This is a genomic window from Methylobacterium sp. UNCCL125 (genome assembly GCF_900116795.1).
GTDB lineage: Bacteria > Pseudomonadota > Alphaproteobacteria > Rhizobiales > Beijerinckiaceae > Methylobacterium > Methylobacterium fujisawaense.
On the sequence record NZ_FPBW01000027.1, the window covers coordinates 47,299 to 62,399 of the forward strand.

The 15,101-nt window shown below is 71.7% G+C and carries 14 protein-coding genes; 10 read left to right on the forward strand and 4 right to left on the reverse strand.

Going from position 1 to position 15,101, the window contains the following annotated elements:
- Window positions 1-128 precede the first annotated feature (128 nt).
- Window positions 129-401: a hypothetical protein gene (locus tag BM396_RS24435; protein ID WP_043352300.1), complete on the reverse strand. Its 273-nt coding sequence runs from the start codon at window positions 399-401 to the stop codon at window positions 129-131.
- Window positions 402-543: 142 nt separating this feature from the next.
- Here BM396_RS24435 and BM396_RS24440 point away from each other — a divergent pair, with 142 nt between their 5' ends.
- From BM396_RS24440 to BM396_RS24475, 8 genes are all read left to right on the forward strand, one after another.
- Window positions 544-1,047 carry a pyridoxamine 5'-phosphate oxidase family protein gene (locus tag BM396_RS24440; protein WP_043384396.1) on the forward strand — a complete coding sequence of 168 codons (504 nt, stop codon included), beginning with the start codon at window positions 544-546 and terminating at the stop codon, window positions 1,045-1,047.
- Window positions 1,048-1,169: 122 nt separating this feature from the next.
- Entirely contained in the window at window positions 1,170-2,462 is a 1,293-nt protein-coding gene (pncB, locus tag BM396_RS24445) for a nicotinate phosphoribosyltransferase (protein ID WP_043352305.1), read from the forward strand.
- Between the two features lie 113 nt (window positions 2,463-2,575).
- A complete protein-coding gene (locus BM396_RS24450) occupies window positions 2,576-4,030 on the forward strand; it encodes an MmgE/PrpD family protein (RefSeq protein ID WP_043384394.1) in 1,455 nt (484 codons plus the stop codon).
- Between the two features lie 114 nt (window positions 4,031-4,144).
- Window positions 4,145-6,199 carry an AI-2E family transporter gene (locus tag BM396_RS24455; protein ID WP_043384392.1) on the forward strand — a complete coding sequence of 685 codons (2,055 nt, stop codon included), beginning with the start codon at window positions 4,145-4,147 and terminating at the stop codon, window positions 6,197-6,199.
- A gap of 106 nt (window positions 6,200-6,305) precedes the next feature.
- Window positions 6,306-7,094, forward strand: coding sequence for a histidinol-phosphatase (gene hisN, locus BM396_RS24460; RefSeq protein ID WP_043384389.1), 789 nt, complete (start codon window positions 6,306-6,308; stop codon window positions 7,092-7,094).
- 139 nt (window positions 7,095-7,233) lie between these two features.
- On the forward strand, window positions 7,234-8,370 hold the full coding sequence (locus tag BM396_RS24465; RefSeq protein WP_043384387.1) for a hypothetical protein: 1,137 nt from the start codon (window positions 7,234-7,236) through the stop codon (window positions 8,368-8,370).
- Window positions 8,371-8,442: 72 nt separating this feature from the next.
- Window positions 8,443-9,888 carry a YcjX family GTP-binding protein gene (locus tag BM396_RS24470; protein WP_043354447.1) on the forward strand — a complete coding sequence of 482 codons (1,446 nt, stop codon included), beginning with the start codon at window positions 8,443-8,445 and terminating at the stop codon, window positions 9,886-9,888.
- Window positions 9,889-9,919: 31 nt separating this feature from the next.
- A complete protein-coding gene (locus BM396_RS24475; protein ID WP_043384384.1) occupies window positions 9,920-10,951 on the forward strand; it encodes a YcjF family protein in 1,032 nt (343 codons plus the stop codon).
- A gap of 4 nt (window positions 10,952-10,955) precedes the next feature.
- On the opposite strand, the gene BM396_RS24480 is transcribed toward BM396_RS24475, so the two are convergent.
- From BM396_RS24480 to BM396_RS24490, 3 genes are all read right to left on the reverse strand, one after another.
- Window positions 10,956-11,183, reverse strand: a complete 228-nt coding sequence (locus BM396_RS24480) for a hypothetical protein (RefSeq protein WP_012319110.1) — start codon at window positions 11,181-11,183, stop codon at window positions 10,956-10,958.
- Window positions 11,184-11,332: 149 nt separating this feature from the next.
- On the reverse strand, window positions 11,333-11,890 hold the full coding sequence (locus tag BM396_RS24485; RefSeq protein WP_043384382.1) for an RBBP9/YdeN family alpha/beta hydrolase: 558 nt from the start codon (window positions 11,888-11,890) through the stop codon (window positions 11,333-11,335).
- 46 nt (window positions 11,891-11,936) lie between these two features.
- A complete protein-coding gene (locus tag BM396_RS24490) occupies window positions 11,937-13,010 on the reverse strand; it encodes a UV damage endonuclease UvsE (RefSeq protein ID WP_043384380.1) in 1,074 nt (357 codons plus the stop codon).
- Window positions 13,011-13,123: 113 nt separating this feature from the next.
- Between BM396_RS24490 and BM396_RS24495 the strand changes: the two genes are divergently transcribed.
- Window positions 13,124-14,314 (forward strand): YihY/virulence factor BrkB family protein, encoded by a 1,191-nt coding sequence (locus BM396_RS24495; protein WP_043384377.1) that lies wholly within the window; start codon window positions 13,124-13,126, stop codon window positions 14,312-14,314.
- Between the two features lie 100 nt (window positions 14,315-14,414).
- Window positions 14,415-14,825 (forward strand): peptide-methionine (R)-S-oxide reductase MsrB, encoded by a 411-nt coding sequence (gene msrB, locus BM396_RS24500; RefSeq protein ID WP_043354431.1) that lies wholly within the window; start codon window positions 14,415-14,417, stop codon window positions 14,823-14,825.
- Window positions 14,826-15,101: the final 276 nt, after the last annotated feature.

Here is a 15,101-nt window from a genome sequence, read left to right on the forward strand (position 1 = left end):
ACCGAGCGGGCCGAGAACACCAGACCCCGCGTCCTCAATCGACGACCGGCCCGATCGCCTGCGTCCCGACGCCCGTCCCGGCCTGATCGGCCCCGCGCCGCTCCGCGGTCGTCTTCGGTCGTCTTCGGTCATCGCGGTCGAGCGATGAGGTTACAGTCTTCCATGGGTCCGCGCACCACGGTCCCGTCGCCGCGCCGGTAGACGCCGTGACGCAGGCGGCGGCAGCCGAGGGGGCCACGCAGGCGCTTCACGCGCTCGATATGGACGCTGCCATAGCGCCGGTGCGAGAAGTCATGCCCGCCGATGCGCACGCCCGGGCCGAAGCGCACCTCGGCCGCGGCCGGCCGCAGGCTGAGGCCGAGCGTGACCAGCACCAGCGGCACCGCCGCACGGACGATCATCCGAACGCGTTTCATCCGAACCTCCGTCACCGCACGGGCAAGCTGAACCAACGGGAGATTGATCCGTTGTCGGGGCAGCCTTCGGCGGCCCCCTCTCGGAGAGGCCCGCCGGGACCGACACGACGCGTAGGAGACCATTTTCATGCATCAGGGCAACCACCGCGACCACGAAGGCGCGAAGAAGCTGTTCGAGCTCATCAAGGACGTGAAGATCGCCATGATGACCACCGTCGATTCCGACGGCACGCTCAACAGCCGCCCGATGTGGAACAACGATGCCGACGAGAACGGCGACCTGTGGTTCTTCACCAAGCTGCACTCGCCCAAGACGACGGAGATCAGCCGCGACAACCAGATCAACCTCGCCTATTCCGACCCGTCGAGCCAGAACTACGTCTCGGTGGCCGGCAAGGCCGAGATCGTCCGCGATCAGGCGATCATCGACTCCAAGTGGAATGAGAGCCTGAAGACGTGGTTCCCCAACGGCAAGAATGATCCCGAGGTGGCGCTGATCCGCGTCCATCCGGAGAAGGGCGAGTACTGGGACAGCCCCAACAGCACGATGCTGCACCTCTACGGCTACGTGAAGGCCTCCCTCACCGGCGAGAGCCCCAAGACCGAGACCAAGAAGGTCGACCTCGCCTGAGGATCGGCCTTCAGGACAGGCGTTCGCACGGGCGGTTTCCGAGAAGAGGCCGCCCGTCTTCTTGACGGGCGCGGGCTCGGCATGCGCTCTGCGCCATCGAAGCGCGGCAGAGTGCGAAAAGAATGCTCGATCTGGCGAAGCGGGTCTACGATCACAGTTTCCGCATCGACCCGATCGTGCGGTCGCTGCTCGACACCGATTTCTACAAGCTGCTGATGGCGCAGACGATCCTGCGCCGGCACCCCGCGATCGAGACCACCTTCGGCATCACCAACCGCACGCGGCGCATCCGCATCGCCGACGAGGTCGATGCCGGCCTGCTGCGCGAACAGCTCGATCATGCCCGGACGTTGCGGCTGAGCAAGAGCGAGATCACCTGGCTGCGCGGCAACGTGTTCCGCGGCCAGGGGCGCATCCTCGGGCCGGAATTCGTGGCGTGGTTCGAGACCTTCCGGCTCCCCGACTACGAGCTCGCCGTCCATGACGGCCAGTACGAGCTGACCTTCCACGGTCCCTGGATCGAGACCACGATGTGGGAGGTCCCGGCGCTCGCGATCCTCAACGAGCTGCGGGCGCGCGCCGTGCTGCGGGGCCTCGGCAAGCTCGACCTTCAGGTGCTCTACGCCCGGGCCATGACCCGGGTCTGGGAGAAGATCGAGCGGCTTCAGAAGCTGCCGGACCTGTCGGTGGCGGATTTCGGCACGCGCCGCCGCCACGGCTTCCTCTGGCAGGACTGGTGCGTGCAGGCCATGGCCGAGGGCTTGGGCGGCGCGTTCCTCGGCACCTCGAACTGCCTGATCGCCGCGCGGCAGGAGGTCGAGCCGGTGGGCACCAACGCCCACGAGTTGCCGATGGTCTACGCCGCCCTCGCCGAGGACGACGGGGCGCTCGCCGCCGCGCCCTACGCGGTGCTGGCCGACTGGCAGGAGGATTACGGCGGCAACCTGCTGGTGATCCTGCCCGACACCTACGGGACCACCGGATTCCTGGCCAATGCTCCCGACTGGGTCAGCGACTGGACCGGCATCCGCATCGATTCGAAGGATCCGATCGAGGGCGGCGAGGAGGTGATCCGGTTCTGGCAGGCGCGCGGGCACGATCCGCGGGACAAGCTCGCGATCTTCTCCGACGGGCTCGACATCGACGAGATCGAGCGCATCCACGCCCGGTTCCACGGGCGCATGCGCATCGGCTACGGCTGGGGCACGCTGCTCACCAACGATTTCCGCGGCCTCCTGCCGGACGGCAAGCTCGATCCGGTGTCCATCGTCTGCAAGGTCACGGAGGCGAAGGGCCGACCCACCGTGAAACTCTCCGACAATCCCACCAAGGCGCAGGGCCCGGCCGACGAGGTCGCCCGCTACCGGCGGGTCTTCGGCGTGGGCGAGCAGGAGGCGCTGCCGGTCCTGGTCTGACAGCGGTGTCAGACCGGGCGCGATGAAACGCCCCGGCTGACCGGACACAATCGAATTCATTATCATGTCGACCAACCGGAGCCGCCGGGAGCGGCCCTGCCTGGGAGAACGTCATGTCGATGAATCGCCGCTCGCTCATCGGGGCCGCGGGGCTCGCCCTCGCGACGCCCGCGCTGCAGGCCGGAGAGGCCGCCGAGGCGGCAAAGCCCGCCGCCAAGACGCCGCCGCCGCACGTCACGAAGATCCTCGCCCAATGGATCCTGGGGTCGTCCTACGACACGCTGCCCGATCCGGTCCGCCGCGAGAGCGTGCGCAGCGTCCTCAACTGGGTGGGGGTGGCGATCGGCGGCTCGCACCATGAGACCGTGGACGTGGCGGTCTCGGCGCTGCAGCCCTTCTCGGGTCCGCCCCAGGCCGGGCTGTTCGGCCGGACCGAGCGGTTCGACATCCTGAACGCCGCCTTCCTCAACGGCGTGTCGAGCCACATCTTCGACTTCGACGACACCCACCTGAAGACGATCATCCACCCCGCCGGCCCGGTCGCCTCGGCGATCCTGGCCTATGCGGAGATGAAGCCGGTCACCGGCAAGGCCTTCCTCGACGCCCTCGTGGTCGGGATCGAGACCGAGTGCCGGATCGGCAATGCCGTCTACCCGAACCATTACGATGCGGGCTGGCACATCACCGGCACCTGCGGGCCGTTCGGCGCCGCGGCGGCCGCCGGCAAGCTGATGGGCCTCACCGAGCAGCAGATGGTCTACGCGCTGGGGCTCGCCGCCTCGCAGCCCGTGGGCCTGCGCGAATCGTTCGGCTCGATGAACAAGAGCTTCAACCCGGGCCGGGCAGCCTCCAACGGCCTGTTCGCCGCGATCCTGGCGGCGAAGGGCTTCACCTCGTCGGACGGGATGATCGAGGCCAAGCGTGGCTGGGCGAACACGATCTCCACCAAGCAGGACTGGTCGGAGATCACCGACGGCCTCGGCAGCCGCTACGAGGCGCAGCTGAACACCTACAAGCCCTTCGCCTGCGGCATCGTCATGCACCCGACGATCGACGCGGCGATCCAGATCCGCGACGCCGACCACGTCCGGCCGGAGGACATCAAGCGCGTCGACCTGAAGGTCCATCCGCTGGTGCTGGAGCTGACCGGCAAGACCGCGCCGAAGACAGGCCTGGAGGGCAAGTTCAGCATCTACCACGCGGCGGCGGTGGCCTTCGTGGAGGGCGCGGGCGGCGAGAAGCAGTTCAGCGACCGGGCGGTGAACGATCCGCGCGTGGTGGCGCTGCGCCAGAAGGTGGTCCCGGTGATCACCCCCGGCATCGAGCCCGCGCAGGTCGACATGACCGTGACGCTGAACGACGGGCGGACCGTCCACCGGTACATCGAGCATGCCATCGGCAGCGTCGAGAAGCCGATGTCCGATGCGCAGCTGGACGCGAAGTTCGCCGATCTCGCCGCCGGAATCCTCCCGGTGGCGCAGGCCAAGCGGGTGATGCAGCTGTGCCGGTCGCTGCCCGAACTGAAGGATGCGGGCGACGTGGCGCGGGCCGGCGTGTCGGGGGCGTAGACGGCCGGCGCAGCCCGCGGGATCATTTTCAGCCCCCGTGCCGTTCCCCGTGCGCGTGGCTTCCGTTGCTCCCGGCGGAGGCCCGCACGTCGCGTACGGGATGCGGATCAGCGTATGGGTACCAAAACCCCGGTCGGGGTCGAACCGGCAGCCCGGTCCAGGGCGCCTCTGCTTCCGCCGCGGCCGACCCGCGTCGCCGCGGCCGAGACGCCGCGGGCCGCCATGGCGTCGCCCGTGGTGGTCGGGGCGACCATCATCGCGGCCCTGTATTTCGGTCGCGAGATCTTCATCCCCATCGCGATCGCGTTGCTCCTGTCGTTCGTGCTCACCCCGCTGGTGAACCGCCTGCGGCGGCTGCGGCTGCCCCGGCTGGTGGCGGTCGGCGTCAGCGTCGGTCTGACCCTGGGCATCGTGGCCGCCCTGGCGACCCTGATCGGCATCCAGGCGGCGGATCTCGCGGGCGACGTCCCGCGCTACCGGGCCACCATCGAGCGGAAGATCAACGGGCTGCGCGACTCGCCCGTCGGACACGCCACGGAATACGTCGCCAATATCGGGCGGGCGCTCCATGGCGGCGCCAAGGAGGTGAACAACCCGGAGGCGCAGCCGCCCGCGCCGCCGACACCGCCGCCGACGCCGCCGGGTCCCGAGCAGCCCCAGGCCGCGCCGAAACCCGTCCTGGTCGAGGTCGCCGCGAGCCCGCCGGGCCCGATCGAGATGCTGTCCACCGTGCTCTCGCCGGTGATGCATCCGCTGGCGACGGTCGGCATCGTCTTCGTGGTGCTGCTGTTCGTGCTGATGCAGCGCGAGGATCTGCGCGACCGCATGATCCGGCTGGCGGGATCGAGCGACCTGCACCGGACCACCGTGGCGATCGACGACGCCGCCAAGCGGCTCAGCCGCTACTTCGTGGTGCAGCTCGCCCTCAACGCCGCCTTCGGGATCGTGATCGGCATCGGCCTCTACGTGATCGGCGTGCCGAATCCGGTGCTCTGGGCGATCTTCGCGGCCCTGATGCGCTTCGTGCCGTATCTGGGGGCCGTCCTGTCGGCCCTCCTGCCGATGGCGCTCGCCGCCGCGGTCGATCCCGGCTGGAACATGATGATCGCCGTGGCGATCCTGTTCGTCGTGCTGGAGCCGCTCACCGGCCAGGTCTTCGAGCCGATCGTCTACGGGCAATCCACCGGGCTCTCACCCTTCGCGGTCCTGGTCTCGGCGCTGTTCTGGACCTGGCTGTGGGGACCGGTCGGCCTGCTGCTCTCGACGCCGCTCACCGTCTGCCTCGTCGTGCTCGGCCGCTACGTGGAGCGTCTGGAATTCCTGGACGTGCTGTTCGGCGACCGGCCGGCCCTGACCCCCGTCCAGAATTTCTATCAGCGGGTCCTGGCGGGCGATGCCGAGGAGGTGCTGGGCCATGCCGAGCTGATCCTGCAGCAATGCTCGCTCTCGTCCTATTACGACGACGTGGTGCTCAAGGCCCTCGAACTCGCCGCCCAGGACGCGGCCCGGGGGGTGCTGACCGCCCAGCAGAAGGCGGCGATGCGCGCGGCCCTCGCCGAGCTGATCGCCGACCTCTCCGACCGGAGCGACGCCGTCGCGGCCGCGTCCGGCGACGGGGAGGAGGGCGCCTGCAGCGCGCTGCCGATGGGTCCGACCCCGGAGGCGCTCTCCGAGGACTGGACCCGCGCGGGCGCGGTCCTGTGCGTCGCGGGCCGCGGCTTCCTGGACGAGGCCGCGGCTGCGATCCTCGCACAGATCCTGGAGAAGCGCGGCCTCGGCGTCCGCACGATCCCCTTCGCCGAGACGGCTTCCGCGCGGATCGGGCGATTCGATCCGGGGACGGCGCGCATGGTCTGCGTGGTCTCCCTGGCGCTCGACGGCGAGCCGACCCATCTGCGCCGGCTGATCCGCCGGCTGAAGGGTCGGTTGCCCGGGGTGCCGATCCTGCTCGGCCTGTGGCTCGCCCAGGATGACGGGGCGAGCCGCCTCGCCGGCGGACCGGGGGGCGCCGCGGAGGCCGATGGGCAGGTGGGGTCGCTGCGCGAGGCCGTCGAGGCGGTCCTGGCGCAGGCGGACGCCACCGGTGCAGCCGGAACCGGCGCGGCGCCGGACGGCGCCCCGGACCCGGAACGCGGGGCGCCGCGTCTGCCGGCCTCGGCCGACGCATGAGCTCGGGGGGCTTGACGGGCGGGGGGGCGCCCCGGTTTCGTCGGGATCGGGCGGTCGGTCGGGCAGTCGGTCGGGCGGCCTTCGGGCACAGCAGGGAACGGAACGGATGAGCGTCGTCGAACTCGGACGGTTCATGGACGACCTCGCGGACGCGTCCGGCAAGGCGATCCTGCCGTTCTTCCGCGCCCAGTTCGGCCTCGACGACAAGGCCCGCGGCGGAGCGCCGTTCGACCCGGTCACCGAGGCCGACCGGGCCGCCGAGGTCGTGCTCCGGGCGATGATCGGCCAGACCTTTCCGGGCCACGGCATCCTCGGCGAGGAATTCGGCTCGGAGCGCACCGACGCCGAATGCGTCTGGGTCCTCGACCCGATCGACGGCACCCGGGCCTTCATCGGAGGCCTGCCGACCTGGGGCACGCTGATCGGGCTGAGCCGCAACGGCGTCCCGGTGCGCGGAATGATGCACCAACCCTATCTGGCGGAGCGCTTCACCGGGGACGGGCGCAGCGCGCGCCTGCGTGCGCCGTCGGGCGAGCGGACACTGCGGACGCGGCGCTGCGCGGACCTCGCCCAGGCGATCCTGGCCACCACGGATCCGCGCCTGTTCGCGGCGGGCGCGGAGGCCGAGCGCTTCCGGTCGCTGGAGGGGCAGGTGCGGATGTCCCGCTACGGCGCCGATTGCTACGCCTACTGCATGCTGGCCGCCGGCCAGATCGACCTCGTCGTCGAGGCCGGGCTGAAGCCCTACGACATCGTCGCCCTCATCCCGATCGTCGAGGGGGCCGGGGGGCGTGTCACGGCCTGGGACGGCGGTCCTGCCGCGGGCGGCGGGCGCGTGATCGCGGCGGGCGACCCGCGGCTGCACGAGGCGGCGCTCAAGGTGCTGAACCCGTGAGGCGGCGGCGGCGCACGGCCATGTCTTTGAGCGGGGGAACGGACGGGCGCGCCGCGGTCGGAGGCACGCGCTCTCCCGCGCCCCTCTGCAGGGGGCGGGAGCGCGTCGCGACTCCGATCCGCCGACAGGATCCATCCGCGTGCTGCTGAACGCGCTGATCCTGTTCACGACCCTGGTCCCCCGAGCCGAGGCCGGCGCGGCAGCCCTCACGCACGCCCTGCCGCCCCTCGCCGCGGCCTCCGCCCCGGCTGAAAGCCCGCCCCCGCGCTTCGATCCCGCCACCCGCTCGGTCTCCAACTGGCACGCCCAGACCGGCGCGCAGCTGATGCCGCGGGCGCTGGCGGTCACGGCCTCGCTGGCGGAGGATCCGCCCTACGTCGCCCGCTGCGTGCGGCTCAACAACGGCTGGTGCATCAAGTCCGCCCGCTGGTCCGGCGAGATCGGCGCCGACGGGGAGGGCCACACCGCCTTCGCCACCCTCGAGGACGGCGCCGATGCCGCCGCGAGCCTGCTGCGGCGCTACTACCGCGATTACGGCCGGCGTACGGCGCTGGCCATCGTGCGCCGCTGGGCGCCGGCGGAGTGCCGCGTCGCGTCCGCACCCGCGCGGCCGGGGCGCTCGGCCGTGACCCCCGCTGTCTCGGCGGCCCTCGCGCCGCGGGGCCTCGGGCGGACCCTCCGGGCCCGCTATCTCGCCGCGCACCGCCCCGGCGGGGCGCCACGGGGCCGGGCGGCCCTGCGGGTGCAGCCCTGGTCACCCCTCGCCCGGATGGCCGGCCGTCCCGCCCGCCGCCCGGCTGCCGTGCCGCGCGTGGCGATGCTCCAGCCGGTGCCCGACATCGCGGCCGGGATCGCCCCGTCGGCCGAGCCGGCGCGGCCGGCCCGGAGCGTCGCCGATCCGACGGCGCTCCTCGAGCGGAAGACGGCGAGCCGGGTTCCGAGTGCCGAGCGGATGGTGGCCGAATCCGCGCTGCTGCCGGCGATCGCCGCCGGCCTGCCGGTCCTCGACCTGCGCCTGCCGGCCCCGCTCTGCACCGGCGACGAGGTCCGGATCCAGGCCTATGCCGGTCGGATCAGCGCCAGCGTCGGCCTGAAGCCCGGCGACGACCTCGACCTGTTCGGGCCGGACGGCACGCCGCGCGCCAATCTGGCCCCGGTGATGCTGGCGATGTCGGCGGTGGAACTCGGCACGCTCCGGGCCGGCCCGGACCTCGTCGCCGGGGCGATCGCACGGCTGAGGCCGCTCACGCCCGCCGCCATCGGTGCAACGCCTTAGCGTCAAGCCTTGCGGTTCGGCCCCCGCCGCGCCACCTCTGCCCGGCCTGTTCCCCTCACGACGAGCCCGCCCGTGCCCCTGATCGACCTTGCCGCGCGCGCCGGCTCGGCCGTCAAAGCCTTCGCCGAAGCCTCGCACGACCTGCTGGTCCAGCCGACCCTGCGGCTGGGCGTGACCGGGCTCGCGCGCTCGGGCAAGACCGTCTTCACCACGGCCCTGATCCACCACCTCGTGGAGACGCACGCGCTGCCGGCCTTCGCCCCCGCTCAGGAGGGCCGCCTGCGCCGTGCCAAGCTGGTGCCCCAACCCGACGACGACGTGCCGCGCTTCCCCTTCGAGGAGCATTTCGCCACGCTCACCGAGGCGCGGTGCTGGCCGCGCTCCACCGACCGGATCAGCCAGTTCCGCCTGGAGATCGCCTACGAGCGCGCCGCCGGCTGGCGCACCGGCCCGGCCACCCTGATGCTCGACGTGGTCGACTACCCGGGCGAATGGCTCCTCGACCTCGCCCTGATCGAGACCAGCTACACGGCGTGGTCCCGGGCCACGATCGGCGGCACCCGCCGCCCCGGCCGCGCCGCCGTGGCGGCGCCCTGGCTCGCGGCGCTGAAGGGCTTCGATCCGAACGGGCCCCTCGACGAGGTCGCGGCCGAGCGGGCGAGCGACGCCTTCAAGACCTACCTCGCGGGCCTGCGCGCCGGCCCGGAAGCGGTGGCGACGACGCCGCCCGGCCGCTTCCTGATGCCCGGCGACCTCGCGGGCTCCCCGGCGCTGACCTTCGCGCCCCTCGACCGGCTCCCCGAGGCGATCGCGCCCGACAGCCTCGCAGGGCTGATGGAGCGGCGCTTCGAGGCCTACAAGACCAAGGTCGTGACGCCGTTCTTCCGCGACCATTTCCAGCGGGTCGACCGGCAGATCGTGCTGGTGGACGTGCTCTCGGCGGTCGATGCCGGCCCCACCGCCCTGGCCGAGCTGGAGGAGGCGCTGGACGCGGTGCTGCTCAGCCTCAACATCGGCCGCAACACGGTGCTGTCGCGGCTGTTCGCGCCGCGGGCCGACCGCGTGCTGTTCGCCGCCACCAAGGCCGACCACCTCCACCAGACGAGCCACGACCGGCTCGACGCCCTCCTGCGGCTTCTGGTGTCCCGGGCGATGCGGCGGACCGAGGCGGCGGGCGCCCGGGTGGGCACGGTGGCGCTGGCCTCCGTGCGCGCCACCCGCGAGACCACCGTCCACGACGGGTCGGACACGCTGCGGGCGGTGGCCGGCACCCCGGAAGCCGGCGAGGTGGTGGGCGACGAGGTGTTCGACGGCAACAGCGAGGCCGCGATCTTCCCGGGCGAGCTGCCGGCCCGCGCCGAGGCGGTGCTGGAGGGCGCGGTGGAGCCGGGCTCGCTGCGCTTTCCGCGCTTCCGGCCGCCGCTGGTCAGGCCCGACGGGCTCGGCCGCCCCGGCCACCTGCCGCAGATCCGCCTGGACCGGGCGATGCAGTTCCTGATCGGCGACCGTCTGGCGTGACGATGTGTGCGACTCCGCGGAGCCTTCGAGCATGACCTCCGGCCAGAAACCCCGCGCCTTCCGGATCACGCCCGAGCCGGCCGCCGAGCCGAGCGTCATCACGACGCCGCTCGCCGCCCGGCCGCCCCAGGCCCGGATCGTGGACGAGCCCTTCGAGATCGTTGATGCCGCCGACGGCGTCGCCGTGCCGGTGGCGCCGCGGTCGCGCTCGCCCTGGGGCACCCTGTTCCTCTCGGCGGTGGGCGGCCTCGTCTCCCTCGGCGTCGGCCTGTCGGTCGAGCGGATGATCGCCGACCTGTTCCAGGCCGCCCCCTGGCTCGGCTGGGTGGCCCTCGCGCTTCTGGGACTTGCCGCGCTGGCGCTGCTCGCGATCGTGGTCCGGGAACTCGCCGGCCTGCGGCGCGAACGGAAGATCGAGCGCCTGCGCCAGTCGGCGCTGGACGCCCTCGCCACCCGCGACCACACCGGCGCGCAGGCGGTGGTGCAGGCGCTCTCGACCTTCTACGCCGACCGCGACACGCTGTCGGCGGGCCGCGCCCGGATCGACGCCGCCGCCGACGCGATCCTCGACGTGGACGACCGGATCGGGCTCGCCGAGCACGAGCTGCTGGCCGGTCTGGACCGGCAGGCGCGCAACGCCATCGCGACGACGGCCAAGCAGGTCTCGGCGGTGACCGCGCTCAGCCCGCGGGCGATCGTCGACGTGGCCTTCGTGGTGTTCGCGGCGGTGCGGCTGCTGCGCCGGATCGCGGCGATCTACGGCGGCCGGCCGGGCTTCCTGGGCTTCCTGCGGCTGGGGCGCGCGGCGCTCGCGCATCTCACCGTCACCGGCGGGATGGCGGTGGGCGAGAGCGTCATGCAGCAGGTTCTGGGGCTCGGGATTGCCGCCCGGGTCTCGGCCAAGCTGGGCGAGGGCGTGCTCAACGGGCTGATGACCGCCCGGTTCGGGCTCGCGGCCCTGAATGTCTGCCGTCCGCTGCCCTTCGTGCGGGAGGCCCCGCCGCGGCTCGCCGACGTCGCCGGCGAGCTGCTGCGCTCGGCCGAGGCCGAGCCGAAATCGTAGCGGGCTACTTGGCGCCCGCGGCGGCGCGGCGGTTGGCGATGCGGGAGAACATGTTGCCGGTATAGTCGGCGGTCTTCGGCTTCTCGGGCTCGCCGAGCTTGGCCTCGAAGGCCTCGATCCGCTTGAGCAGCGTCACGTCGTTGAACAGCGAGCTGTTGAAGTTGCTCTGGGCCCGGGGGCCGAGGGCGGTCTGCACCGCTTCGAGTCGTTCCAGAAGCTCTTTGCGCGTCACGGTGCTCTCCAGGGGCGGCTTCGGGACGAAGGACCGCCCGTACCGCCACTGAAGGGGCCGGTGGTAAACAGCGCGTTAATGCGGTGATCGCGTCGGGGATCGGAGCCTGGTCGTCGGCGGGTTCCGTGCAGCCCTGCCATTCAGGTCCGTCACACGGACAGACCCTTCAGGAACCCGGCGAGCCGCATCAACCCTTCGGGCCACGGCCCGTGCCCGCTCGCCACGTTGATATGGCCGGATTCGCCGGCATCGACCGTCAGCGAGCCCCAGGCATGGGCGAAGTCGTCGGCCCGGTCGTAGCGGCAATAGGGATCCGTCCGGCTGGCGACCAGAAGCGACGGGAAGGGCAGGGGGTCCCGCGGCACCGGCGCGAAGACGCGCGCCGCCGCGGGCACGTCGGGGTTCTCCTCCACGTCCGGGACGGAGACCAGCAGGGCGCCGCGCACCACCCCCGCGGGAAAGTGCGGCACCGCCTCGACGCAGGCCACGACGCCGAGGCTGTGGGCGATCAGGATGACCGGCCGGGTCGCCGCCGCGACCGCCTCGGCGATGCGCCCGCACCACGCCTCCGGCGTCGGGGCGTGCCACTGGTCCTGCTCCACCACCCGCGCCGTGGCGAGGCGGCCCGCCCAGCGGGCCTGCCAATGGTCTTCCTCGGAACCTCCGAGCCCCGGGACGATGAGGATGTCGCAATCGGCGGTCTTCATGTCGGATTGCCTAGAGCGGACCGGCGGAGACGTCGAGACCGCCCCGTCATTCGGCCGCGATCGGCGCGGCCTGCTCCAGCGCCTGGATGTGACGGGCGATCTGCATGGAGGCGCGGTTCTTCGCCTTGGCCTCGATCTCGAAATCCGCCCAGGCGAGATGGCGGGCGACGAGATCGTTCACCGCCCGGTTCCACATCATGTCGGAATGGGCCGCGAGATTCCGGACCGCGTGACCGGCCCCGCGCAGGGCGGGGAAGTCGGGCAGGGCATCCGGATCGCAGTCGGACGAGACTGCCTCGCGCGACACGCTGATATGGGCCACGGGCCGCACGCCGCGCCAGGACTCCGTCACCCGGGCGATCCGGGGATCGTCCGGTTCGAGGTATGCGCCGCCGCTCTCGACCCAGTGGTGGTGCAGGTCGAGCACCACCGGCACGATGTCGGCGAGTTGCAGCACCGCGTCGAGGCCGAAGACGTTCTCGTCGTTCTCCACGGTGACGAGGTCGCGCGCCACCCGGCTCGCCCGGGGCAGGGTCTCGCGGAAGCCCGCGACCCCGGGGTCGCCGGCGCCGACATGGATGTTGATGTGGGCGCCGTGCGGGTGCCAGCCGCCGCCGTAGCCCATCCGGTCGAAGATCTCGGCGTGATAGTCGAGTTCCGATAGGCCGTTCGCGATGGCCGCCGGGTTGCGGCTCGCCAGCAGGCAGAACGGCCCCGGATGGAAGCTCAGGCGCACGCCGAGCCGGCGTCCGAGGGCTCCGGCCTCCGCGAGGCCGCGCTCGACCAGCGCCGCCATCTCGGGCTCGGCGTAGATCGCCTGCGCGATGGGGTGAGTGTAGCCCGGCAGGACGTTGCTCGCCATGCGCAGGAGGCGCTCCAGGGGCGGCCGGGCCCCGACCCAGGCGATCTGGCGGGCCAGCGCAGCGAGGTTGTGGGCGACGAGGCCGGCGAGCTTGGCCCGCCGGGCGGCGGGCTCCAGCTTGGTGAGATGGGCCATGGTCACGCTGGTGAGGTTCATGTGCAGCGTGGCCTCCCGCTCCGCCTTGAGGGTGGCGTGGGTGCCGGGAGGCTCGTCCAGGACAAACTTGCAGCAGAATCCGAGGCGGGGCTGAGCGTGCATAACGGGCACAACGCGCGGAGGGCCGCAGCGTCCCCGCCAAATGCGCGGAACGGCCACGGCACGACGACGTTGGGAGTCCCGAGCGCGGCAGTTCCGCGCACTGGCCCCGATACATGCCTCCGTCACCGTCGCGTTCGACCGGACCATCCGAGACCGGCTCGATCCTGTGGATCCTGATGCTCGGCTCGGCTTTGGTCGCCCTCGCGGCGGCGCCGGCGCGGCGCGGCGTGTCGGCGGCTCCCCCCGCGAGCGAACCGCCCAGCGACCGCGAGCCGCCCGCCGGCGATCGGGGTTTGCAGAAGGGCGTGGCCGCGGGCGCGCGCTCGATCTCGGGGCGCGCCGCGCAGCTCACCGCCGCGACGCAGGCCGAGCGGGGCCGCGCCGCCGACAGCCCCACCGAGATGACGCGGTCCGGCTGGAAGGACATCGCCGTCCGGGTCTATCTGGAGTTCAACAAGGACCGGGTGCTGGCGGTCGCCGCCGGGGTGACCTTCTACTCGCTGCTGTCGCTGTTTCCCGCCATCGCCGCGCTGGTCTCCTGCTACGGCCTGTTCGCCGACGTGACCGTCATCAACGATCACCTCGCGCAGCTTCACGCGGTCCTGCCGTCCGGCGCGGTCGAACTCATCGGCGATCAGGTCAAGCGCATCGCCGCCAAGGGCAGCGGATCTCTCAGCATCACGTTCTTCTCCAGCCTGCTGCTGTCGCTCTGGAGCGCCAACGCGGCCATGAAGGCGATGTTCGATGCGTTGAACGTGGTCTACGAGGAGGAGGAGAAGCGCAATTTCTTCTGGCTGAACCTCCGGTCCCTCACCTTCACGGTGGGAGCTCTGCTGTTCATCATCATCGCGCTCAACGTGATTGTGGTCGTGCCGGTGGTGCTGAACTTCCTGGGCCTCGGCTCGACCGCGTGGCTGCTCGCGGCCCTGCGCTGGCCGGCGATCCTGATCGTCCTGCTCGGCGGCCTGTCGGTGCTCTACCGCTTCGGGCCGAGCCGGGAACATGCCCGCTGGCGCTGGGTCGGGGTCGGCAGCGTGGTCGCGGGCCTGCTCTGGCTCATCGCCTCGCTCCTGTTCTCCTGGTACGTCGCCAGCTTCGGCACCTACAACGAAACCTACGGCTCGCTGGGCGCGGTGATCGGCTTCATGACCTGGATCTGGATCTCCTCCACGATCGTGCTGCTCGGCGGCGAGATCAACGCCGAGCTGGAGCACCAGACCGCCCGCGACACCACCACGGGCGCGCCGCTGCCGATGGGCTTGCGCCGGGCGCGGATGGCCGACACCGTCGGCGCGGCCGCCTGACCGCGGCCTCGCCGGTGCGGGACGCGGCATCGCGATACGCTCCGGGACTGCCGAAAACCGTGCGCAATCCCTATATAGCCTCGCGAAAAGGGAGATCGTCATGGCCGACACGCCGACCACCAGCCCGGACACCCGCAGCGACGCGGAATGGCGCTCGACGCTGACGCCGGAGCAGTACCGGGTCCTGCGCGAGCACGGGACCGAGCGGGCCGGCACGAGCTGCCTGCTCGCCGAGAAGCGCGCCGGCACCTTCACCTGCGCCGGCTGCGGGCAGCCGCTGTTCGAGCAGGGCACCAAGTTCGAATCCGGGACCGGCTGGCCGAGCTTCTTCGAACCCCTGCCGGGCGCCGTCGAGACCACGGTGGACCGCAGCCACTGGATGGTCCGCACCGAGGTCCACTGCGCCCGCTGCCAGGGCCATCTCGGCCACGTCTTCGACGACGGCCCGGCTCCGACCGGCCTGCGCTACTGCATGAACGGCGCGGCGATGAATTTCGAGCCCGCGGAATGAGGCGCGTTCCGGCCTAACCTGGGTTCGGAATTCGGGCTCAAAAGCCGGGATATCGGGGATAGAAGGCGCCGCGGCCGGAGCCTCGACCCGATCCGGTCTTGATTTCGTCGCGTTTTTGCTTAGCGCTCTATAGTCTCAGGTTGTCGCTGTCCGGTGATTGGCGACGGAAGCGGTCAGGCTCTGACGAATACGGCGTGGCAGTCCAGCTTATACGCCGTGCGGGTCGGTTCCACTTGCACCCTTCCGTGCGGCCCGGCGGCGCTGAGGGCTGTCCGC